Genomic DNA, 21,549 nt, shown 5'->3' with positions numbered 1-21,549 from the left:
AATGACACCGAGCCCGCCCTCACCCCACCGCCCTCCGCGAGGAGTCCCGCATGCCCGAAAACGAAGCCTGGGAGTACTCCCTCTACATCCCCAACGACCTCCGGGCCGTCACCGTCAGCCGCCGCACCCTCCGTCTGGTCCTCACCATGCACGGCCTGATCCGCCTCGTCGACGTCGCCGAACTGCTCGCCACGGAGCTGGTCTCCAACGCCGTACGGCACACCAAGGGCCCCGCCGCCCTCCGCATCCGCTGGTCGCCGCCGGGCACACTGCGGATCGGGGCGTGGGACGCGGACCCCGAACCGCCCGAGCCACCCGCCCGGTTCGAGAGGGTGACGGAGCTGGAGGAGGGTCGGGGCCTGGCGCTCGTACGGGCCTGCGCGGACGTGTGGGGGTGGCATCCGCTGGCCAGGCACGGCAACCGGGGCAAGTACGTATGGTGCGAGCTGGCGGCGGCCTGAAAGGCCCCGCCGGGTAATTCGCTTGCCCAGCCCGGGGATCTTCCGGACGCTCGGCGCATGACGGGAAGCCAACTCGATCGCCGGCTGGTCTCGGCGGTCCTGTCGGGTGACGCCGACGCGGTGCGGGACCTGCTGTACGAGGGGGCGGACCCGGACACGCCGGACCCCGAAGGGGGACTGCCGGTGCTGTGCGCGGCCGTCGCCGCCTACGACGCCCCCGTCGCCGAAGCGCTGGTGGACGGCGGGGCCGATCCGGACCGGCAACTCCCGGACGGGAGTACGCCCTTGTGGCGGGCCCTGGACAGCGGATCCCCGGCCGTCTTCGAGTCGGCACTCGGCAGGGAACCCCGGCTGCGGCTGCCCGAGCAGGAGCGGGAACGGCTGCTCGCCCGCGCCCGGAGCTGCTACGAGACGGGCCCGGTCGAGGAACTGCGGCGCAGGACGGGGGCACGAGGTCCCGCGGTGCCGGTGCGGGTGAGGGACGGCGACTACGACTGGGTCGACCAGTACACGCTCGGCGGCCTCGTCGTACGGGCCGGGTACGGCGCCATCCTGACGGTGCTGGAGTGGTCGTTCCGCATCCCGACCCCGGTCGGCGAACTGATCGACCGCGCCGTCCGCATACCCGACGAGGATCATGTGGACTGGTCGGCGGTGTGGCTCACGCTCGTGCGGCGGCACGGCGAAAACGTCCTGTCGGCCACGCTGGCACACCGCGACCACCCCGACCCGAGGCACCGCCGCTTCGTCGCGGACTATCTGCGTGCGCGCGGGATCATCGCGTGCGACTCCCCCTCCGCGGAGCGGGAGAGCGGGATCCTGGCCGCCTGGGCCACGCGGGAGTCGGACGGTGCGGTGCTCGCGAAGGTGCTGGAGGCCCTCGCGGAGTACGAGCATCCCGGCATGGAGGCGACAGGGCTGCGCCACGCCGCGCACCCGGATCCCCGCGTGCGACTGCGCGCGACCACCGTCATCGACGCATCGGAGGAGGCTCGGTCACCCGAGGCCGACGCGGTTCTGCTCACCCTCCTCGGCGACCCGGACGCCCGCGTACGGCTGGAGGCGTGCCGGGCGGGCCTGAAGGACGACGCCCTCCTCGCCCCCGCCGCCGAGGAACTGGTCCGGCTGGCCGAGGGACCGTACGAGGATCTGCGGGGCGGGGTGGCGGAGGCGCTGGCCTCCTCGCGGGACCGTACGCCCGCCGTCGCCGACGCCCTGGCCGCACTGCTCGCCGACGGCGACCGGATCGTCCGCCTGGAGGCCGCCTACGGCCTCGCCCTGCGCGACGATCCGCGCACCGGCGAGGCGATCGAGCGGGTCGGGCCGCTCGGCGTCGGGTTCGAGCACGACCACCGGGCCAACGCGCTGTGGGACTGGGCGCGTGGGGGCAACCGGCCGTGGCCGCTCACGGCGGGTGCGGGGGACTCGTAGCGGCCGCGGGGACTCACTCCACGTGGCGGACGGCTCCCATGGCGCGGTCCAGGATCTCCTGGAGCGGTTGCGGCCGGGCGCCCGAGGTCCACGCGTACAGAGTCGCCTCCACGCACCCCAGGGCCGCGGCGATCACGGCGTCGGCACGCGGGTCGGAGACGTCGGCCGGGTCGGCTCCGAGGCGTCGGGCGATCTCGGGCCGGAGCAGTTCGTGCCACCGGGCGTTCTTCTCCCGGTGCCAGGCGGCCAGCGGCGGCGTGTTCACGATCAGCCGGGTGAGGCGTCGGGTGCGCTCGTCGCCCGCGCCGTACTCCTCCATCAGCGGAGTGAGCGCGCGCCGCATGGCGACCCAGGGCGTCTCGTCGGGCGGGCGGGCGGCGAGCGCGTCGCGCAGATACTCGCCGGCATCGGCCGTGACTCCGAAGAGCGCCTCCTCCTTGGAGGAGAAGTACCGGAAGAACGTGCTGCGGGAGATCTCGGCGGCCGTGCAGACGTCATCCACGGTCGTCCCCTCGTAGCCGTGCTCGAGGACCAGATCCTGAACCGTCCTGGCCACTTCGGCACGCATGGCCCGGCGCGCCCGCTCCCGTGCGCCGCGCGTGGTCTGGTGAGGACTCATGAGCACACGGTACTACATTCCAAAGCTGGTACTGTGTCTCATGTACGGGATTGCATCCTATGAGAAGGAGCTGGTGAGCGATGAGCGGCAAGAAGGTGGTCGTCATCACGGGCGCGAGCGACGGCATCGGGGCGGCGGCGGCGCGAGGGCTGCACGCGGCTGGGCACACCGTCGTCGTCGTGGGCCGCTCGGCCGAGAAGACCCGCGCGGTCGCCGAGGAGCTCTCGGTCGACGGCTACGTCGCGGACTTCACCCGCCTCGACGACGTCGAGCGGCTCGCCGGCCGGCTGCGGGACACGTACCCCCGCATCGACGTACTCGCCAACAACGCCGGCGGGGTCTTCGGCACGCGCCGCAAGACCGTGGACGGCTTCGAGAAGACCTTCCAGGTCAACCACCTCGCACCGTTCCTGCTCACGCGGCGGCTGCTGGACACGCTCATCGCCTCGCGCGCGTCGGTGCTGCAGACCTCCAGCACGGTGCGGTTCGCCAAGGAGATCCACCTGGACGACCTCGACCACGACCGTCACTACGATCCGGTGCACGCCTACGGCGCGTCCAAGCTGGAGAACATCCTGTTCACGACGGAGCTCCACCGGCGCCACCACGCGGAGGGCCTTTCGGCGGCCTCCTTCTATCCGGGCAACATCTCCACGAACTTCGCGTCCGACACCACCAGTCCGGTCATGCGCCTCGTCCGCTTCGTGGGCACGAAACCGCTGATCGGCCGCGCCCTGCTCAACACGCCCGAGCAGGGCGCGGACCAGCTCGTATGGCTCGCCGACGGCACCCCCGGCACGGACTGGCGGTCGGGGGCCTACTACTTCAAGCGCAAGGACGTGCCGCCGCGCAATCCGCAGGCGGCCGACCCGGATCTCGCCCGGGGCCTGTGGGAGCGCTCCGAGGAACTGCTCGCGGGGCGGCTGTCCGAGCCGGCGTGACGAGCCGCGGCGGGCGGCAGGCGGTCGCAGCGCCGCGGCAGCCCGGCTGAACCGCCCTTCGGTCGGGGAAGGTTCCGGTCAGCGGCGGATGTCCGGGTCACGAGTGACTCAGCGGTGCAGGGTGGTCTCCCCGCCCATGTAGGAAAGCTTCTCCGGGTTGCGCACGGCGTAGAGGCCCGTGATGCGGCCCTCGTCGAAGCGCACCGCGACCACGGTGTCGAGTTCGCCGTCGAGCCGGACGACCAGGGCCGGGTGTCCGTTGACCTGGGCCGGGTCCATCGTCATCACGACCGGCAGCTTGCTCAGGCCGCCGAGCATGAGGCGGGCCACCTTGTCGGCGCCGATGACGGGCCGCAGGACGGCCTGCTTGATGCCGCCGCCGTCGCCGAGCAGGACGACGTCCGGGGAGAGGACGTCGAGCAGGCCCTGGAGGTCGCCCGTCTCGACCGCCCGCTGGAAGGCCGAGAGCGCTTCCCGGGACTCGGTCGCCGAGACCTCCCCGCGCGGGCGGCGGGCCGCGACGTGCGCGCGGGCCCGGTGCGCGATCTGCCGGACGGCCGCCGGGCTCTTCTCGACGGCCTCGGCGATCTCGTCGTAGCCCAGGTCGAACACCTCGCGCAGCACGAACACCGCCCGCTCGGTCGGCGCGAGTGTCTCCATGACCAGCATCATCGCCATCGACACGCTGTCGGCCAGCTCGACGTCCTCGGCCACGTCGGGAGTGGTGAGCAGCGGCTCGGGCAGCCAGGAGCCGACGTAGGACTCCTTGCGGCGGCCGAGCGTACGCAGCCGGTTCAGGGCCTGGCGGGTGGTGATGCGGACCAGGTACGCGCGCCGGTCGCGCACCGTGCCGAGGTCGACTCCCGCCCACTTCAGCCAGGTCTCCTGGAGGACGTCCTCCGCGTCGGCGGCGGAGCCGAGCATCTCGTAGGCGACGGTGAAGAGCAGGTTGCGGTGGGCCACGAAGGCCTCGGTGGCCGCGTCCGCGGCCGCGCCCCCGCCGGTCGCGCCGTCCTGTTCGCGGCCACTGTTCTCGCTGGTCACCAGCTTCTCCCGTTCGTTCGGTTCCGGCGGTGTCTCGTGCACGGGACACCGGCCGCCGGGGTTCTGTGACACCCGTCGGCGGTGTCCTGGGTCACGTCGGCGTCCTGTCACAGGGTGCGGGGCGGCGGCGTCTTGTGTTCGTCACCGAGGCACCGAGAACGAGGACGAGGACGAGATCATGGACACCCGATTCAATCTGTTCGAGAACGAGTTCGCCGGTCGGTTCACCAAGCGGTTCGCCGGCATAGGCATGCTGATGCACGAGTCGCCGCTGCCGAAGGCCACGCAGGAACTGGTGTCCCTGCGGGCCAGCCAGATCAACGGCTGCGGCCACTGCATCGACATGCACGTCAAGGAGGCCGCGGCCGCCGGGGAGAGCGCGGTCCGGCTGCACCTGGTCGCCGCCTGGCGCGAGTCCACGGTGTTCACCGAGGCCGAGCAGGCGGCGCTGGCCCTGGCCGAGGAGGGCACCCGGCTCGCCGACGCGCACGAGGGCGTGTCCGACGAGACGTGGGCGCTGGTGCGCAAGCACTACGACGACGACCAGGTCGCCGCGCTGATCTGCCTGGTCGCGATGATCAACGCGGCCAACCGGCTCGCCGTGATCACGCACCAGAAGGGCGGCTCGTACGAGGCGGGCATGTTCAAGGCGGCGGTGGGCTGACTCCCGGAAGCGGAGTGGGCTGATTTCCGGTTTCCGGAAGTGGTCGGGGCGGCACCCGGGCGACATCGCCGCGGGTGCCGCCCCCTTTCCGGTCACGATTGGGTCTCGGCCCGGCCCCAGGTCTTGATTCTCGCCCGTGTAATCGTTTCCAATCCTCTGTGTAATCGATTCCACGAGGAGGTGGAACGACGATGGCGAGCATCAAGGACGTCGCCGCCGAGGCGGGCGTGTCCGTCGCGACGGTCTCGCGGGCGCTCAACGGCCACCCGTCGGTCAGCGTCGCCGCACGCGCCCGCGTGCTGGCCGCCGTCGAGACGCTGAGCTACCGCCCGAACGCCCTCGCCAGGTCGCTGCGCACGGACCAGACCCGCACCCTCGGCCTGGTCATCAGCGACGTGATGAACCCGTACTTCACCGAGCTGGCCCGCTCCGTCGAGGAGGAGGCCCGCGCGCTCGGCTACAGCGTCATCATCGGCAACGCCGACGAGCGGCCCGACCTCCAGGACCACCACGTCACCACCCTCCTGGACCGGCGGATCGACGGGCTCCTCGTCTCCCCCACCGACGGGGGCTCCCCGCGCATGCTGGACGCCGCGCTGGCCGGGACGCCGATGGTCTTCGTCGACCGGTGGATCCCCGGCGTGGACGTGCCCGTCGTCAGGTCGGACGGGCGGACGGCCGTAAGGGACCTCGTCGCGCATCTGCACGGGCTCGGGCACCGGCGGCTCGCGATCATCGCGGGGCCCGCCGCCACCACCACCGGACGCGAGCGCGTCGACGCCTTCCGCGAGGCGCTCGGCGCGTACGGGCTCGCGCTGCCCGAGGCCTACATCGGCCAGGGCGACTTCCAGGCCGGCAGCGGGCGCCGGGTCACCGAAGGATTCCTCGACCTGCCCGAGCCGCCCGAGGTCGTCTTCGCCGCCGACAACCTGATGGCGCTCGGCGCGCTGGACGCCGTACGGGCACGCGGGCTGCGGGTCCCCGAGGACGTCGGGCTCGCCGCGTTCGACGACATCCCGTGGTTCGTGCACACCGATCCCCCGGTCACCGCGATCGCCCAGCCCACCCGCGAGCTGGGGCGGGCGGCCGTACGCGCCCTCGTCGAGCGGATCGCGGGACGGACCGGCGAGTCCGTCACCCTTCCGGCCCGGCTCGTCGTGCGCCGCTCGTGCGGCGAGCCGCCCCCCGTCGGCTCCGAACAACCCAGTGAACATCCCCCGTCCCCCTCCCCCGTACGAAGGAGTACGCCGTGAGCAGCCGCAGTCCGGACGAGTTGCTGCGCATCGAGGGCATCCGCAAGACCTTCCCCGGCGTGGTCGCGCTCGACAGCGTCGACTTCGACCTGCGCCGGGGCGAGGTGCACGTGCTCCTCGGTGAGAACGGCGCGGGCAAGAGCACGCTGATCAAGATGCTCTCCGGCGCCTACACGCCCGACACCGGGCGGATCCTGGCCGGTGGTGAGGAGGTGCGCATCCACGGTGCGCAGGACTCCGAGCGCCTCGGGATCGCCACCATCTACCAGGAGTTCAACCTGGTCCCCGACCTGACGGTGGCCGAGAACATCTTCCTGGGGCGCCAGCCCCGCCGGTTCGGCATGATCGACCGCAAGCGGATGGACGCCGACGCCGAGGTGCTGCTGAAGCGGGTGGGGGTCAACGTCTCTCCCCGCGCGCGGGTGCGTGAACTCGGCATCGCGCGGCTCCAGATGGTCGAGATCGCCAAGGCGCTCAGCCTCGACGCGCGCGTGCTCATCATGGACGAGCCGACCGCCGTACTGACCTCCGAGGAGGTCGAGAAGCTGTTCGCCATCGTGCGGCGGCTGCGCGAGGACGGCGTCGGCATCGTCTTCATCACCCACCACCTGGAGGAGATCGCCGCCCTCGGGGACCGCGTCACCGTCATACGGGACGGCAGGAGCGTCGGGCAGGTGCCCGCCTCCACCCCGGAGGACGAGCTGGTCCGGCTCATGGTGGGGCGGTCGATCGAGCAGCAGTACCCGCGCGAGCGCACCGACACCGGTGAGGCGCTGCTCAAGGTGGAGGGGCTGACGCGGGACGGCGTCTTCCACGACGTCGGCTTCGAGGTGCGGGCCGGTGAGGTCGTCGGCATCGCGGGGCTGGTCGGGGCCGGGCGTACGGAGGTGGTGCGGGCGGTGTTCGGCGCCGATCCGTACGACGCCGGGAGCGTGCGGGTCGCGGGTGCGCCGCTGCGGCGGCACGACGTGAACGCCGCCATGGCCGCCGGGATCGGGCTCGTGCCCGAGGACCGCAAGGGGCAGGGGCTGGTCCTCGACGCCTCCGTGGAGGAGAACCTCGGGCTCGTCACGCTCCGGTCCAGTGCCCGCGCCGGGCTCGTCGACCTCAAGGGGCAGCACACGGCGGCCGAGCGGATCGCCGGGCAGCTCGGCGTGCGGATGGCCGGGCTCGGCCAGCACGTGCGCACGCTGTCCGGCGGCAACCAGCAGAAGGTCGTCATCGGCAAGTGGCTGCTGGCCAACACCAAGGTGCTGATCCTCGACGAGCCGACGCGCGGCATCGACGTCGGCGCCAAGGTCGAGATCTACCAGCTCATCAACGAACTGACGGCCGCCGGTGCCGCCGTGCTCATGATCTCCAGCGATCTGCCGGAGGTGCTCGGGATGAGCGACCGCGTGGTCGTCATGGCGCAGGGGCGCGTCGCGGGTGAACTCACCGCCGAACAGGCCACCCAGGACGCCGTGATGGCACTCGCCGTCAGCACCCACACCGGCGACTCCCCGCACACCGGCAACTCCCCGCACAGCGACGGAACGGATGGAACGGAGGCCTCCCGTGGCCACTGACACGCTCAAGAGCAAGCCGGGCGCGCAGGGCGCCACGAGCGGCCTGCGCCGCCTGCTGCTCGAAAACGGCGCGCTGACCGCGCTGATCGTCCTCGTCATCGTGATGTCGGCGCTGTCCGGGGACTTCCTGACCGCCGACAACCTCCTCAACGTCGGCGTCCAGGCCGCCGTCACCGCGATCCTCGCCTTCGGCGTCACCTTCGTCATCGTCTCGGCGGGCATCGACCTGTCGGTCGGTTCGGTCGCCGCGCTGTCGGCCACCGTGCTGGCCTGGAGCGCCACCGAGGCCGGGATGCCGGTCGCGCTCGCGGTGCTGCTGTCCGTCCTGACCGGCATCGCCTGCGGTCTGGTGAACGGTTTCCTCATCTCGTACGGGAAGCTGCCGCCGTTCATCGCGACGCTGGCCATGCTGTCGGTGGGCCGCGGTCTGTCGCTGGTCATCTCCCAGGGTTCGCCGATCGCCTTCCCGGACTCGGTCTCGCACCTCGGCGACACGCTCGGCGGGTGGCTGCCGGTGCCGGTGCTCGTGATGATCGTGATGGGCCTGATCACCGCCTTCGTGCTCGGCCGGACCTACATCGGCCGGTCCATGTACGCCATCGGCGGCAACGAGGAGGCGGCGCGGCTGTCCGGGCTGCGGGTGAAGCGGCAGAAGCTCGCCATCTACGCCTTCTCCGGCCTGTTCGCCGCCGCCGCGGGCATCGTGCTCGCCTCCCGGCTCTCCTCCGCGCAGCCGCAGGCCGCGCAGGGCTACGAGCTGGACGCCATCGCCGCCGTCGTCATCGGCGGTGCGTCGCTGGCGGGCGGCACCGGCAAGGCCTCGGGCACGCTGATCGGCGCGCTGATCCTCGCGGTGCTGCGCAACGGCCTCAACCTGCTGTCCGTCTCCGCGTTCTGGCAGCAGGTCGTCATCGGTGTCGTCATCGCGCTCGCGGTGCTCTTCGACACGCTGCGCCGCAAGGCGGGCGCGGTCACTCCGGCGGCCGGGGCGTCGGGCGGCGGCAACCGGGGCAAGCAGGCACTCACGTACGTGATCGCGGCCGTCGTCGCGGTGGCCGTGGTCGGCGCGACCTCGCTGCTGCACAACGGCTCCTCCGGCGGCAAGGACCAGCGGATAGGGCTGTCGCTGTCCACGCTGAACAACCCGTTCTTCGTGCAGATCAGGAACGGCGCGGAGGAGGAGGCGAAGAAGCTGGGCGTGGACCTGACGGTCACGGACGCCCAGAACGACGCCTCGCAGCAGGCCAACCAGCTGCAGAACTTCGTCAGCGGCAGCCTGTCCGCGGTCATCGTCAACCCGGTGGACTCCGACGCGGCCGGTCCCTCGGTGCGCTCGGCCAACAAGGACGACATCCCCGTCGTCGCCGTGGACCGCGGCGTCAACAAGGCGGAGACGTCCGCGCTGGTCGCCTCCGACAACGTCGAGGGCGGTGAGCTGGGCGCCAAGGCGCTCGCCGAGAAGCTCGGCGGCAAGGGCACCATCGTCATCCTCCAGGGCCAGGCCGGCACCTCGGCCAGCCGGGAGCGCGGGGCGGGCTTCGCGGCCGGGCTCAAGGCGTACCCGGGCATCAAGGTCGTCGCCAAGCAGCCCGCGGACTTCGACCGCACCAAGGGCCTGGACGTGATGACCAACCTGCTCCAGGCGCACCCGGACGTCGACGGCGTCTTCGCGGAGAACGACGAGATGGCGCTGGGCGCGATCAAGGCGCTGGGTTCCAAGGCCGGCAAGTCGGTCCAGGTCGTCGGCTTCGACGGCACCCCGGACGGGCTGAAGGCGGTCCAGGACGGCACGTTGTACGCGTCGGTGGCGCAGCAGCCGAGGGAACTGGGCAGGATCGCCGTACAGAACGCGCTGCGGGCGGCCGAGGACAAGAAGGTGGAGCAGACGGTGAAGGTGCCCGTGAAGGTCGTCACCAAGGAGAACGTGGCGGGCTTCGAGGGCTGAGACCGGCCCGGCAGCCGGCGGGAATCACGCGAATCGGAGAACGACTGATGTACGACTACGACCTGCTGGTCGTCGGGTCGGCCAACGCCGACCTGGTGATCGGTGTCGAGCGGCGGCCGGCGGCGGGCGAGACGGTGCTCGGCTCCGACCTGGCCGTCCACCCGGGCGGCAAGGGCGGCAACCAGGCCGTCGCCGCCGCCCGGCTCGGCGCCCGTACGGCGCTGCTGGCCCGGGTGGGCGACGACGACTACGGACGGCTGCTGCTGGACTCGCAGCGGGCGGCCGGTGTCGACACGGTCGGCGTGCTGGTGGGCGGCGCCCCGACCGGCGTCGCGCTGATCACCGTCGACCCGTCCGGGGACAACAGCATCGTGGTCTCGCCGGGCGCCAACGGCCGGCTGGCGCCGGGCGACGTCCGGGCCGCGGCCAGCCTCTTCCACGCCTCCCGGGTGGTCTCCACGCAGTTGGAGATCCCGCTGGAGACGGTCGTGGAGGTGGTCCGCTCGCTCGCGCCGGACAGCCGTCTGGTGCTGAACCCGTCGCCGCCGCGGCCGCTTCCGCCGGAGGTGCTGGCCGCCTGCGACCCGCTGATCGTCAACGAGCACGAGGCGAAGGTGATCCTCGGCGACTCCCTGGCCGGCGAGCGCCCCGAGGACTGGGCCCGCGTCCTGCTGGCCAAGGGTCCGCGCTCGGTGGTCGTGACGCTGGGCGCCGAGGGCGCGCTGGTCGCGTCGGCGGCCCAGGGCGTGGTCCGGGTGCCGTCCGTGAAGGTCGACGCCGTGGACACGACGGGCGCGGGCGACGCGTTCACCGCGGCGCTGGCCTGGCGGCTGGGCGTCGGCGAGTCGCTCGCCGACGCGGCGGCGTACGCGGCCCGGGTCGGCGCGGCGGCGGTCACGAAGGCGGGGGCGCAGGAGTCGTACCCGACGGCGGCGGAGGCCGAGGCACTGTGAAGAGGGCGGGGATACTCAACCGGCACCTCGCGGGTGCCCTCGCCGAACTCGGCCACGGGGACGGCGTCCTGGTGTGCGACGCGGGCATGCCCATTCCCGACGGGCCGCGCGTCGTCGACCTGGCCTTCCGGGCCGGGGTGCCGTCCTTCGCGGAGGTGCTGGACGGCCTGCTCGCCGAGCTGGTCGTCGAGGGCGCGACGGCGGCGACGGAGGTCCGGGAGGCGAACGCCGGGTGCGCCGCACTGCTCGACGGGCTCTTCCCCGCGCTCGGCCTGGTCCCGCACGAGCGGCTCAAGGAGCTGTCGGCGGGCGCGCGGCTGATCGTGCGCACCGGGGAGGCACGGCCGTACGCCAATGTGCTGCTGCGGTGCGGGGTCTTCTTCTGAGACCCCGCTCGTGAGTGCGGGAGAAGTTTGAGGGGGCCCGGTCGTCGACCGGGCCCCCTCGGGTTTCCCCTCCCCATCAGAACTCCGTGGATTTTCCCCCCCGGGTACCCCCACGGGAGTTCCGATGCCAGGTACGACCCGCCGGAGGGCGGAAGGGTTGCACGGGCCGCCGGGATTATTTTCCGGGCGGTGTGTCCGCGGCGTCTCCCGCGTGCGCGGCGAACCGGGCCGCCGTCTCGGCGAGCACTTCCCGTCCGTCCCGTGCCCACAGCCCCTCGTTGAACAGCTCGACCTCGATGGCGCCGGTGTATCCGGCCGCCTCGACGTACCCCTTCCACTCCCGCATGTCGATCGCGCCGTCGCCGATCTGGCCGCGGCCGTTGAGGACGCCCTCGGGGAGAGGGGTGGTCCAGTCGGCGAGCTGGAAGGTGTGGATGCGGTTGCCCGCACCGGCCCGGGCGATCTGCGCCGGAGCCTGGTCGTCCCACCAGATGTGGTACGTGTCGACGGTGACGCCGACCTGCTGGGCCGGGAAGCGTTCGGCGAGGTCCAGAGCCTGGGTGAGGGTGGAGACCACGCAGCGGTCGGCGGCGTACATGGGGTGGAGCGGCTCGATGGCGAGGCGTACGCCGTGCCGTTCGGCGTACGGACCCAGGTCGGACAGGGCCTCCGCGATGCGCTCGCGGGCGGCGCGCAGGTCCTTGTCGCCGGTGGGGAGGCCGCCCGAGACCAGGACCAGGGTGTCGGTGCCGAGGGTGGCGGCCTCGTCGACGGCGCGGCGGTTGTCGGCCAGGGCCGTCGCACGCTCCTCCGGGTCGATCGCGGTGAGGAAGCCGCCGCGGCACAGGGTGGTGACTCGCAGGCCCGCGTCACGGACCAGCTTGGCGGCCGCCTCGACGCCGTAGGCCTGGACCGGCTCGCGCCACAGGCCTACGTTGCCGATGCCCAGGTCGCGGCAGGCGGTGGTCAGTTCGGGCAGCGAGAGCTGCTTGACCGTCATCTGGTTGATGCTGAAGCGGGTCAGGTCGGGATCGCTCACTGGTTCACTCCGTACAGGCCCAGCAGGTTGCGCATGCGCTCCTGCGCGAGCTTCGGGTCCGGGAACAGGCCGAGACCGTCGGCGAGTTCGTAGGCGTGGGCGAGGTGCGGCAGGGAACGGGCCGACTGGAGGCCGCCGACCATCGTGAAGTGGCTCTGGTGGCCCGCCAGCCAGGCCAGGAAGACCACGCCCGTCTTGTAGTAGCGGGTGGGCGCCCGGAAGAGGTGGCGGGAGAGTTCGACGGTGGGGTCGAGGACGGCGCGGAAGCCCTCCGTGTCCCCGGTGTCCAGCACGCGGACCGCCTGTGCCGCCAGCGGGCCCAGCGGGTCGAAGATGCCGAGCAGGGCGTGGCTGAAGCCCTGCTCGTCGCCCGCGATCAGCTCCGGGTAGTTGAAGTCGTCGCCGGTGTAGCAGCGCACGCCCCGCGGCAGACGGCGGCGCAGGTCGATCTCGCGCTGGGCGTCCAGCAGGGAGACCTTGATGCCGTCGACCTTGTCGGGGTGGGCGGCGATGACCTCCAGGAAGGTGTCGGTCGCCGCGTCCAGGTCGGACGAGCCCCAGTAGCCCTCCAGCGCCGGGTCGAACATCGGGCCCAGCCAGTGCAGGATCACGGGTTCGGCGGCCTGGCGCAGGAGGTGGCCGTAGACCTCCAGGTAGTCGTCCGGGCCCTGCGCGGTCGCGGCGAGGGCGCGGGAGGCCATGAGGATGGCCCGGGCGCCCGACTCCTCGACGACGGCGAGCTGTTCCTCGTAGGCCGACCGGACCTCGGCGAGGGTGGTGGTGGCCGTGGCGGTCAGCTGGTCCGTGCCCACGCCGCAGGCGATGCGGCCGCCGGTCGCCCTCGCCTCGGCGGCGGAGCGGCGGATCAGCTCCGCCGCAGTGGGCCAGTCCAGGCCCATGCCGCGCTGGGCGGTGTCCATCGCCTCGGCGACGCCGAGCCCGTGGGACCACAGGTGGCGGCGGAAGGCGAGGGTCGCGTCCCAGTCGACGGCGGCGGGCCCGTCGGGGGTGGTGTCCGCGTACGGGTCGGCGACGACGTGCGCGGCCGAGAAGACCGTACGGGAGGTGAAAGCGCTTCCCCCACTCGGCGGGATGCGGTGCGCCGGCTCCGGGCGGGGCTCGTAGGCGCGCAGGGTGCCGTCGGCGCTCGGCAGGTGGAGGGTCACAGCGCGATCTCCGGTACGTCGAGGCGGCGGCCCTCGGCGGAGGACCTCAGGCCCAGCTCGGCGAGCTGCACGCCGCGGGCGCCGGCCAGCAGGTCCCACTGGTAGGGGGCGTCGGCGTAGACGTGCTTGAGGAACAGCTCCCACTGGGCCTTGAAGCCGTTGTCGAAGTCCTGGTTGTCGGGGACCGTCTGCCACTGGTCGCGGAAGGCCTCGGTGGCGGGGATGTCCGGGTTCCACACCGGCTTGGGGGTGGCGGAGCGGTGCTGGACGCGGCAGCCCCGCAGCCCCGCGACGGCGGAGCCCTCGGTGCCGTCGACCTGGAACTCGACCAGTTCGTCGCGGTTGACGCGGACCGCCCAGGAGGAGTTGATCTGCGCGATCACGCCGCCGTCCAGCTCGAAGACGCCGTAGGCGGCGTCGTCGGCGGTGGCGTCGTAGGGCTTGCCCCGCTCGTCCCGGCGCTCGGGGATGTGGGTGGCGGTGAGGGCCTGGACGGACCTCACCCGGCCGAACAGCTCGTGCAGCACGTACTCCCAGTGCGGGAACATGTCGACGACGATGCCGCCGCCGTCCTCGGCGCGGTAGTTCCAGGACGGGCGCTGGGCCTCCTGCCAGTCGCCCTCGAAGACCCAGTAGCCGAACTCGCCGCGCACGGACAGGATCCGGCCGAAGAAGCCGCCGTCGATGAGGCGCTTGAGCTTGAGCAGGCCGGGGAGGAAGAGCTTGTCCTGGACTACGCCGTGCTTGATGCCCCTGGCCCGGGCGAGGCGGGCGAGTTCCAGGGCGCCGTCCAGGCCGGTGGCGGTGGGCTTCTCGGTGTAGATGTGCTTGCCCGCGGCGATCGCCTTCCTGATCGCCTCCTCGCGGGCCGAGGTCACCTGGGCGTCGAAGTAGATGTCGATGCCGTCGTCGGCCAGGACCGCGTCGAGGTCCGTGGAGACGTGGTCGAGTCCGTGGCGTTCGGCCAGCGCCCTGAGCGCTTCCTCGCGGCGGCCGACCAGGACCGGCTCCGGCCACAGCACGGTGCCGTCGCCGAGGTCGAGCCCGCCCTGTTCGCGCAGGGCCAGGATGGAGCGGACGAGGTGCTGGCGGTAGCCCATGCGCCCGGTCACACCGTTCATGGCGATACGCACCGTCTTGCGTGTCACGTCATTCCCTTCGTACGAGCCGTGCCGCGAGCCCCGGATCAGTTTCGAGCCGTACAGCAAGCGCTTTCTATGTAGGACGAAGCTAGCCTGTGAACGGTGGTCTGGACAAGACCGCGACCGGGGCGAGTTGTTCGAGGGGGCGAACGGCGGCGGGCGGGGGCCGTAAGGTCAGCCGGTACGGCGTTCGGCTCACACGCGCGATGCGGAGGACGAGGACATGACGGTGACACTGGCGGACGTGGCGGCCCGCGCCCAGGTCTCCCCCGCGACGGTCTCGCGCGTACTGAACGGCAACTACCCGGTGGCCGCCTCCACCCGGGAGCGGGTGCTCAAGGCCGTCGACGAGCTGGACTACGTGCTCAACGGCCCCGCGAGCGCACTGGCGGCGGCCACGTCCGACCTGGTCGGCATCCTCGTCAACGACATCGCCGACCCCTTCTTCGGCATCATGGCCGGCGCCGTCCAGTCCGAGATCGGCGGGCCCGGCGGCAGAGCGGGCGGCGAGCGGCTCGCCGTGGTCTGCAACACCGGCGGCACCCCTGAGCGCGAGCTGACCTACCTCACGCTGCTCCAGCGCCAGCGCGCGGCGGCGGTCGTGCTGACCGGCGGCGCGATGGAGGACGGGGTCCATCAGGCGGCCGTCGCGGCGAAGCTGCGCAAGCTCACGGAGGCGGGGACGCGGGTGGTGCTGTGCGGGCGGCCGCCGGCGCCGGACACCGGGGCGATCGCGCTCACCTTCGACAACCGCGGGGGCGGCCGGGAGCTGACCGAGCACCTGATCGGGCTCGGGCACCGGCGGCTCGGCTACATCGCCGGTCCGGAGGAACGCACCACGACCCGGCACCGGCTGGAGGGCCACCGCACCGCGCTCGCCGCGCACGGCATCGAGGAGGACCCCCGCTGGACCGTCCACGGCCGCTACGACCGGCAGGCCGGTTACGAGGCGACGCTGGAACTGCTGCGCCGGGACCCGACGCTGACCGCGGTCGTCGCCGCGAACGACACCGTCGCGCTGGGCGCCTGCGCGGCGCTGCGCGACTCGGGGCTGCGGATCCCGGACGACGTGTCCGTGGCCGGCTTCGACGACCTGCCGTTCAGCATCGACGCGGTGCCCGCGCTGACGACGGTCCGGCTGCCGCTGGCGGAGGCGGGGGCGCGGGCGGGGCGGGTCGCGATGGGGCGGGAGGACGCGCCGGTGGGCGGGATCGCGACGGTGCGGGGGGAGTTGATGGTACGGGGGTCCTCCGGGGGGCCGCGGTCTTGAACGGACCGTTGGTTTCGCGGTGGCCCGCGTTGGTGTGGGCGCTGCTGGGGGCTGCCGCCCCCAGACCCCCGCTTCGGCCTGGACGGCCTCGTCCTCAATCGCCGGACGGGCTAAGCGTCCCGGCCTGCGTCGACATGTGGGCCGGTGATCGCGGGTACGCTCCGTGGGCATGAAGCTGGCGTTCTCCACTCTCGGTGTTCCCGGACTGCCCCTGGCCGATGTGCTGGGGCTCGCGACTGCGCACGGCTACCACGGTGTCGAGCTGCGCGCCCACCCCGAGGAACCGGTCCATCCGGGCCTGGGTCCGGACGAACGGGCCGCGGTGGCAGCGGAGTTCGGGGCGGCCGGTGTCGAGCCGCTGGGGCTCGCGGGGTACGCGCGGGTCGCCGCGCCCGGCGACGACGAGGCGGTGATCGCCGAGATCCGCGGCCTGCTCGACCTGGCCCGCGACCTGGGCGCACCGTACGTCCGGGTCTTCCCCGGCGGCGGCACCGAGCAGAGCGCCGAGGAGGCCGACGCGGTGGCGGCGCGGCGGCTGGGGACGGCCGCCGAGTACGCCGCCGAGCTGGGCGTGCGCATCCTGCTGGAGACCCACGACTCGCACCGCACCGGCGCCGACGCGATGCGCGTCCTCGGGCTGGTCGGACACCGGCAGGTCGGCGCCCTGTGGGACGTGATGCACACCTGGCTGGGCGGCGAGCAGCCCTCCGAGACCTACGCGGCGCTCTCCCCGCACCTCGGCTACGTCCAGGTCAAGGACATCGCCTCCGCCGAGGACACCACGCCGCTGGCGCTGGGCGCCGGGGTGCTGCCGCTCACCGAGGTGGTGGACGTGCTGTCCCGGCACGGCTGGGACGGCTGGCTGTGCTGGGAGTACGAGAAGCGGTGGTACGAGTCGGCCGCCCCCTTGCCCGAGCTGCTGGGCCCGGGCCGCGAGCACCTCGCCCGGCTGCTCACGGACGCGGCGTGAGGGCCGGCGCCGCCGACCGGACCCGGTGCTCCAGCCGCTCCCGGCACTCCGGCCACTCCGCCGCCGTGATCGAGTAGATCGCGGAGTCGCGCAGCCGGCCCTCCTCGCCCGGCACCGAGGAGCGGGACCAGTTGCGCAGGACGCCCTCGAAGCGGGCGCCGGTCCTCTCGATGGCGGCGCGGGAGCGCCGGTTGCGGGCGTCGGTCTTGAGGTCGACGCGGGACACGGCCCAGACCTCGAAGGCGTGGCGGAACAGCAGCAGCTTGGCCTCGGCGTTGACGCCCGTGCCCTGGGCGGAACGGGCCAGCCAGGTGAAGCCGACCTCGACGGCGTCGAGCACGTCGTCGGTGAGCCAGGAGCGGGGTTCCCAGTATGCGGTGGTGCCGACCGCGCGGCCGGTGGCACGGGAGACCTGCGCGTAGGGCGCCAGCCGTCCGGTGGCCGCCCTGGCCAGCTGGAAGTCGATGTAGGCGCCGACCTCGTCGGGCCCGGGGACCCACGTGAACGCGTAGGTGGCCCGGTCCTCCTCCGCCGCCCTCGCCAGGTCGGCCGCGTGCCGATGACCCAGCGGCTCCAGTCGTACCAGCGTGCCTTCGAGGACCGGGGCCTTCAGCGTGAATGTCACGCTACGGATTCTTCAGCCGGGGCGGGGGCCCGTCCAGCGAATTCCGGGGGAGGTGCGGACGGTCGCCCCGGCACGCGCCTGCGGGCGGGAGTCAGCGTCGTCAGCGCCACCCCGCCCACCAGCAGGGCCGCCGCGCACCAGCGCAGGGGCGTCACCGACTCGCCGAGGAAGAGGGCCGCCGAGGACATGCCGAAGACCGGCACCAGGAGGGAGAACGGCGCGACCGTCGAGGCGGGGTGACGGCGCAGCAGCCAGCCCCAGGCGCCGAAGCCGAAGACGGTCGAGACCCAGGCGACGAAGAGGATGGTGCCCGTCCCCTGCCAGTCCAGGGCGCGCAGGGCCGCGAGGTCCTCGGCGGGGCCCTCGGTGAGCAGGGAGAGGGCCAGCAGGGGCAGCACGGGGACGGTGGAGACCCACACCATGAAGTTCAGCGCGTCGGGCGGGGACGCCTTGCGGGTCAGGACGTTGGACACGCCCCATGCCGCCGCGGCGCCGATCACCATCAGGAACGCGCCCAGCGGGCCCGAGGTGCCTTCGTCGACCGCGGCCACGCCGATGCCGCCCAGGGCGACCAGCATGCCCAGGGCCTGGACGCGGGAGGGGCGTTCGCCGAGGACCGCCGCGGCGATCACCGCGGTGAACACCGCCTGGATCTGAAGGACGAGGGACGACAGTCCGGCGGGCATGCCCGCGTCCATGCCCACGAAGACCAGGCCGAACTTGGCCACGCCCAGCACCAGTCCCACCGCCACGATCCACTTCCAGGCGACCTTGGGGCGGCCCACCAGGAAGACGGCGGGCAGCGCGGCCGCCAGGAAGCGCAGGGCGGAGAAGAGGAGCGGTGGGAAGTGGTCGAGGCCGATCTCGATGACCGTGAAGTTCACGCCCCAGACGGCGGCGACGAGCACGGCGAGGAGGAGGTGGGAAGGTCGCATGCGTCGAGGATCGGGTGAGATGACCGTGCAGCACCAGCGATGATTGATGCATGGTTGGATGAAGCACTGCTAATGCTTCCTGAATGTGCCGCCCCTGCCGCCCCTGTGTCCCCCGCCCGTCTCGATCCGGGAGCCGTTCATGCTCGACCTCCAGCGCCTGCGCGCCCTGCACGCCGTGTCCGTGCACGGGACGGTCGGTGCGGCCGCCGCCGCGCTCGGGTTCACGCCGTCCGCCGTGTCGCAGCAGATCGCCAAGCTGGAGCGCGAGACCAGGACGGTGCTCCTCGAACGGGAGGGGCGCGGGGTCAGGCTCACCGACGAGGCCTGGCAACTGGTGGAGGCGGCGGCGCAGTTGCTGGCCATCGTGGAGCGGGCCGAGACCCGGCTGGAGGAGCGGCGCGGGGTGCCGTCGGGACGGCTGACCATCGCCGCGTTCGCGTCGGCGGCGCGCGGACTGCTGCCGTCCGTCCTCGCCGACCTGGCGGTACGGCATCCCGGGCTGGACGCGCGGCTCACCGAGGTGGACCCGCACCTGTCCGTGGACCTGGTGGCCAAGGGCGCCGTGGACCTGGTGGTGGCCCACGACTGGGACATCGCCCCGCTGCCGGCCCCGGCCGGGGTGGAGCAGGCGCCGGTCGGCGAGGACCTGTGCGACCTGCTGGTGCCCGAGGGGCACCGGTTCGCGGGCCGGACGGCCGTGCGGCGGGACGAGCTGGGCGGGGAGCGGTGGATCTGCCAGCCGCCCGGGCGGGTCTGCCACGACTGGCTGATGCGCACGCTGCGGGGCGCCGGGCACGAGCCGGACATCGTCCACCAGGCGGACGAGAACCCGACCCTCGTCGCGCTGGTCGCGGCCGGGCTCGGCGTCGCCCTCATCCCCCGGCTGGGCCGCGGCCCGCTCCCGGCGGGAGTGGTGGAGGTCCCGCTCGACCCGATGCCGGTACGGCGCCTGTACGCCCTGTGGCGCACGGGCGCGGCCCGCCGCCCGGCCATCGCGGAAACGGTCCGCACACTCCGGTCCCACTGGCCGGGCGCGTCGGCCCACGGCAGCCCGACGCCCGTGCCCGTGTCCGTGGGCTCCGCCTGACCGACGTCCCGCCCGCCCGAGCGGGCCGGACCCGGCAGGCCTCTTCTCGGCGCCCTCCGCCGCTCGGGCGACTCGTGTGCGGTCCCTTGACTGGCAGAAACTTCCCGGATATTGGTGACTCCTTGGCAGTTTCCTTCACCAGCTCTCCGGAAGGAGCGCACGTGCACCACAGCAGCACGGCCGGCACGGGAAGCACCGCACAGCCCTCCAGACGTACCGTCCTCACCGCCACCGCGGTCGTCACCGCGGCCCTCGCGGCCGGGGGCGGTACGGCCCACGCCGACGCCCGCGGGCCCGACGACGACAAGCTCCGCGGCCTGATCTCCCGCATGACGCTGGAGGAGAAGGTCGGGCAGCTCTTCGTCATGCGGGTCTACGGCCACTCCGCCACCGACCCCGACCAGGCCGACATCGACGCCAACCTGGAGGAGATCGGCGTCCGCACCGCCGCCGAGCTGGTCGCCAGGTACCGGGTCGGCGGCATCATCTACTTCGCCTGGGCGCACAACACCCGCGACCCGCACCAGATCGCCGACCTGTCCAACGGCATCCAGAAGGCCTCCCTGGAGCAGCCGCGCGGCCTGCCCGTGCTCATCTCGACCGACCAGGAGCACGGCATAGTGGCCCGCGTGGGCGAGCCCGCCACCCTCTTCCCCGGGGCGATGGCCGTCGGGGCGGGCGGGTCGCGGTCCGACGCCCGTACGCTCGGCCGGATCGCGGGTGCCGAGCTGCACGCCCTGGGCATCCGCCAGGACTACTCCCCCGTCGCCGACGTGAACGTCAACCCGGCCAACCCGGTGATCGGCGTACGGTCCTTCGGCGCCGATCCGGAGGCGGTGGCGGAGCTGGTGGCCGCGGAAGTGACGGGGTACCAGCGGTCGGGCGTCGCCGCGTGCGCCAAGCACTTCCCCGGGCACGGCGACACCGCCACCGACAGCCACACCGGCTTCCCGGTCATCACGCACAGCCGCGAGCAGTGGGAGGAGCTGGACGCGCCGCCCTTCCGCGCGGCGGTCGAGGCCGGCATCGACGCCATCATGACCGCCCACCTGATGGTCCCCGCGCTCGACGACTCCGGCGACCCGGCCACCCTCTCCCGCCCCATCCTCACCGGCATCCTGCGCGAGGAGCTGGGCTACGACGGGGTCGTGGTCACCGACTCCCTCGGCATGCAGGGCGTACGCACCAAGTACGGCGACGCGCGGGTGCCGGTGCTGGCGCTGAAGGCCGGTGTCGACCAGCTGCTCAACCCGCCGGACCTGCCGCTCGCCTGGAACGCCGTCCTGACGGCCGTGAAAGACGGTGAACTGACCGAGGCGCGGCTCGACGAATCGATCCTGCGCGTGCTGCGGCTGAAGGCCAAGCTGGGGCTGTTCCGGGACGCGTACACCAGCCGCCGGGACGTCGACCGGACCGTCGGCACCCGGGCGCACCTGGCCGCGGCCGACCGGATCGCGGAGCGCAGCACCACGCTGCTGGTCAACGAAGGGGCGCTGCTGCCGCTTTCGCGCCGCGAACACCGCAGGCTGCTGGTGGTGGGCGCCGATCCGGCCTCGCCGTCGGGCACGACCGGGCCGCCCACCGGCGTACTCGCGGGCGCGCTGACCGAGCAGGGCTTCACGGCCACCGCCCTGTCCACCGGCACCGCGCCCTCCGCCGCCGTCATCGACCGCGCCGTCGCGGCGGCCGGGGACGCCGACGCGGTGGTCGTGGCCACGTACAACGTGGCCGCGGGCAGCAGCCAGCGCACCCTGGTCACGCGGCTGCTGGAGACCGGGAGGCCGGTCGTCGCGGTCGCCGTCCGCAACCCGTACGACGTCGCCCAGCTCCCCGGCGTCCCCGCCTTCCTCGCCGCGTACTCCTGGACCGACGTGGAGGTGCGCGCGGCGGCTCGCGTGATCGCCGGGCGGGTACGGCCGCGCGGGAAGCTGCCGGTGCCGGTGGTGCGCGCGGACGACCCGGACACGGTGCTCCTCCCGCTCGGGCACGGGTTGACCTACCGGTCGTAGCCCGGTCGCAGCCCGGCCGTGGCCGGTCCCGGTCCGTCGTA

General features: G+C 72.9%; 20 protein-coding genes. 13 read left to right on the top strand and 7 right to left on the bottom strand.

The features are described 5' to 3' along the window. Nucleotides 1-50 precede the first annotated feature (50 nt). Both ACH4D3_RS07025 and ACH4D3_RS07020 read left to right on the top strand, forming a co-directional pair. Nucleotides 51-461 carry an ATP-binding protein gene (locus tag ACH4D3_RS07025; RefSeq protein ID WP_398317357.1) on the top strand — a complete coding sequence of 137 codons (411 nt, stop codon included), beginning with the start codon at nt 51-53 and terminating at the stop codon, nt 459-461. 57 nt (nt 462-518) lie between these two features. After that, entirely contained in the window at nt 519-1,892 is a 1,374-nt protein-coding gene (locus tag ACH4D3_RS07020; protein ID WP_398317354.1) for an ankyrin repeat domain-containing protein, read from the top strand. A 13-nt stretch (nt 1,893-1,905) separates the two neighbouring features. Here the strand turns inward: ACH4D3_RS07020 and ACH4D3_RS07015 are convergent, their stop codons facing one another. After that, on the bottom strand, nt 1,906-2,511 hold the full coding sequence (locus tag ACH4D3_RS07015) for a TetR family transcriptional regulator (protein WP_398317351.1): 606 nt from the start codon (nt 2,509-2,511) through the stop codon (nt 1,906-1,908). A gap of 80 nt (nt 2,512-2,591) precedes the next feature. On the opposite strand from ACH4D3_RS07015, the gene ACH4D3_RS07010 reads away from it, so the two are divergent. Beyond that, on the top strand, nt 2,592-3,452 hold the full coding sequence (locus ACH4D3_RS07010) for an SDR family NAD(P)-dependent oxidoreductase (protein WP_398317348.1): 861 nt from the start codon (nt 2,592-2,594) through the stop codon (nt 3,450-3,452). Nucleotides 3,453-3,560: 108 nt separating this feature from the next. Here the strand turns inward: ACH4D3_RS07010 and ACH4D3_RS07005 are convergent, their stop codons facing one another. Then, complete coding sequence (locus tag ACH4D3_RS07005; RefSeq protein ID WP_398317345.1) at nt 3,561-4,496, bottom strand: RNA polymerase sigma-70 factor; 936 nt, start codon at nt 4,494-4,496, stop codon at nt 3,561-3,563. 178 nt (nt 4,497-4,674) lie between these two features. On the opposite strand from ACH4D3_RS07005, the gene ACH4D3_RS07000 reads away from it, so the two are divergent. The 6 genes from ACH4D3_RS07000 (at nt 4,675) to rbsD (ending at nt 11,265) form a co-directional block, all read left to right on the top strand. Beyond that, complete coding sequence (locus ACH4D3_RS07000) at nt 4,675-5,160, top strand: carboxymuconolactone decarboxylase family protein (protein WP_398317342.1); 486 nt, start codon at nt 4,675-4,677, stop codon at nt 5,158-5,160. A 191-nt stretch (nt 5,161-5,351) separates the two neighbouring features. After that, nucleotides 5,352-6,413 (top strand): LacI family DNA-binding transcriptional regulator, encoded by a 1,062-nt coding sequence (locus ACH4D3_RS06995; protein WP_398317339.1) that lies wholly within the window; start codon nt 5,352-5,354, stop codon nt 6,411-6,413. Beyond that, nucleotides 6,410-7,981, top strand: a complete 1,572-nt coding sequence (locus tag ACH4D3_RS06990) for a sugar ABC transporter ATP-binding protein (protein ID WP_398317336.1) — start codon at nt 6,410-6,412, stop codon at nt 7,979-7,981. The genes ACH4D3_RS06995 and ACH4D3_RS06990 overlap by 4 nt, the downstream gene beginning before the upstream one ends. Continuing rightward, on the top strand, nt 7,971-9,926 hold the full coding sequence (locus ACH4D3_RS06985) for a substrate-binding domain-containing protein (RefSeq protein ID WP_398317333.1): 1,956 nt from the start codon (nt 7,971-7,973) through the stop codon (nt 9,924-9,926). The genes ACH4D3_RS06990 and ACH4D3_RS06985 overlap by 11 nt, the downstream gene beginning before the upstream one ends. Nucleotides 9,927-9,973: 47 nt before the next feature. Then, nucleotides 9,974-10,879, top strand: a complete 906-nt coding sequence (locus ACH4D3_RS06980; protein ID WP_398317330.1) for a ribokinase — start codon at nt 9,974-9,976, stop codon at nt 10,877-10,879. Beyond that, nucleotides 10,876-11,265, top strand: a complete 390-nt coding sequence (gene rbsD / locus ACH4D3_RS06975; RefSeq protein WP_398317327.1) for a D-ribose pyranase — start codon at nt 10,876-10,878, stop codon at nt 11,263-11,265. Before ACH4D3_RS06980 ends, rbsD begins: the two co-directional genes overlap by 4 nt. Before the next feature lie 175 nt (nt 11,266-11,440). On the opposite strand, the gene ACH4D3_RS06970 is transcribed toward rbsD, so the two are convergent. Genes ACH4D3_RS06970 through ACH4D3_RS06960 form a run of 3 tightly spaced genes read right to left on the bottom strand, consistent with a single transcriptional unit; the run spans nt 11,441 to nt 14,618 of the window. Next, entirely contained in the window at nt 11,441-12,304 is an 864-nt protein-coding gene (locus tag ACH4D3_RS06970; protein ID WP_398317325.1) for a sugar phosphate isomerase/epimerase family protein, read from the bottom strand. Next, the gene (locus tag ACH4D3_RS06965; protein ID WP_398317322.1) at nt 12,301-13,470 is read right to left on the bottom strand and encodes a dihydrodipicolinate synthase family protein; all 1,170 of its coding nucleotides are present in this window, start codon (nt 13,468-13,470) and stop codon (nt 12,301-12,303) included. The genes ACH4D3_RS06970 and ACH4D3_RS06965 overlap by 4 nt, the downstream gene beginning before the upstream one ends. Further along, nucleotides 13,467-14,618, bottom strand: a complete 1,152-nt coding sequence (locus ACH4D3_RS06960) for a Gfo/Idh/MocA family protein (protein ID WP_398317319.1) — start codon at nt 14,616-14,618, stop codon at nt 13,467-13,469. The genes ACH4D3_RS06965 and ACH4D3_RS06960 overlap by 4 nt, the downstream gene beginning before the upstream one ends. A 217-nt stretch (nt 14,619-14,835) precedes the next feature. On the opposite strand from ACH4D3_RS06960, the gene ACH4D3_RS06955 reads away from it, so the two are divergent. Together ACH4D3_RS06955 and ACH4D3_RS06950 are read left to right on the top strand one after the other, a co-directional pair. After that, entirely contained in the window at nt 14,836-15,882 is a 1,047-nt protein-coding gene (locus ACH4D3_RS06955; protein WP_398317317.1) for a LacI family DNA-binding transcriptional regulator, read from the top strand. A 169-nt stretch (nt 15,883-16,051) separates the two neighbouring features. Further along, nucleotides 16,052-16,852 (top strand): sugar phosphate isomerase/epimerase family protein, encoded by an 801-nt coding sequence (locus tag ACH4D3_RS06950; RefSeq protein ID WP_398317314.1) that lies wholly within the window; start codon nt 16,052-16,054, stop codon nt 16,850-16,852. Here the strand turns inward: ACH4D3_RS06950 and ACH4D3_RS06945 are convergent. Continuing rightward, nucleotides 16,836-17,477 (bottom strand): GNAT family N-acetyltransferase, encoded by a 642-nt coding sequence (locus ACH4D3_RS06945; RefSeq protein WP_398317311.1) that lies wholly within the window; start codon nt 17,475-17,477, stop codon nt 16,836-16,838. The genes ACH4D3_RS06950 and ACH4D3_RS06945 overlap by 17 nt on opposite strands. Then, complete coding sequence (locus ACH4D3_RS06940) at nt 17,474-18,412, bottom strand: EamA family transporter (RefSeq protein ID WP_398317308.1); 939 nt, start codon at nt 18,410-18,412, stop codon at nt 17,474-17,476. Before ACH4D3_RS06940 ends, ACH4D3_RS06945 begins: the two co-directional genes overlap by 4 nt. A 139-nt stretch (nt 18,413-18,551) precedes the next feature. Between ACH4D3_RS06940 and ACH4D3_RS06935 the strand changes: the two genes are divergently transcribed. Both ACH4D3_RS06935 and ACH4D3_RS06930 read left to right on the top strand, forming a co-directional pair. Continuing rightward, nucleotides 18,552-19,499 carry a LysR family transcriptional regulator gene (locus tag ACH4D3_RS06935; protein WP_398317305.1) on the top strand — a complete coding sequence of 316 codons (948 nt, stop codon included), beginning with the start codon at nt 18,552-18,554 and terminating at the stop codon, nt 19,497-19,499. Nucleotides 19,500-19,660: 161 nt separating this feature from the next. Beyond that, nucleotides 19,661-21,508, top strand: a complete 1,848-nt coding sequence (locus tag ACH4D3_RS06930; protein ID WP_398317302.1) for a glycoside hydrolase family 3 protein — start codon at nt 19,661-19,663, stop codon at nt 21,506-21,508. The last annotated feature ends 41 nt before the right edge of the window (nt 21,509-21,549 follow it).

Origin of the sequence: Streptomyces sp. NPDC018026 (assembly GCF_044327745.1) — a bacterium.
GTDB classification, from domain to species: Bacteria; Actinomycetota; Actinomycetes; order Streptomycetales; family Streptomycetaceae; genus Streptomyces; species Streptomyces rubrogriseus.
Note: the sequence above shows the minus strand (reverse complement) of the source record. Positions and strands in the feature narration are given on the sequence as shown.